Source organism: Elizabethkingia argenteiflava (assembly GCF_009904105.1).
GTDB classification, from domain to species: domain Bacteria; phylum Bacteroidota; class Bacteroidia; order Flavobacteriales; family Weeksellaceae; genus Elizabethkingia; species Elizabethkingia argenteiflava.
In genome coordinates, this window is sequence record NZ_JAAABJ010000536.1 from 1 (window position 1) to 227 (window position 227).

Below are 227 nucleotides of genomic sequence, written 5' to 3' on the forward strand. Positions count from 1 at the left end.
AGCAAAGATAAAATAGAAAGATGGATTTTACCTCATTTAAGCAAAGGAAAAAGAGGCTTTTCGACGAGATATGATCTGGTAAAAATAATTCAGCTTATTATAAAACGCCTGAAAACAGGCTGTCAGTGGCGTGAATTAAGTTTGAAAGAATATTTTGACAAAGAGAAAATCTGCTGGCAAAGCATTTACTATTATTTCAATAAATGGAGCAAAGATGGCTCTTTCAG

The 227-nt window shown here is 33.0% G+C and carries 1 protein-coding gene; it reads left to right on the top strand.

What is annotated here, in order from left to right:
• Window positions 1–227: transposase (locus tag GNY06_RS15720; RefSeq protein ID WP_166519738.1), on the top strand; the 227-nt coding region annotated here is incomplete at both ends.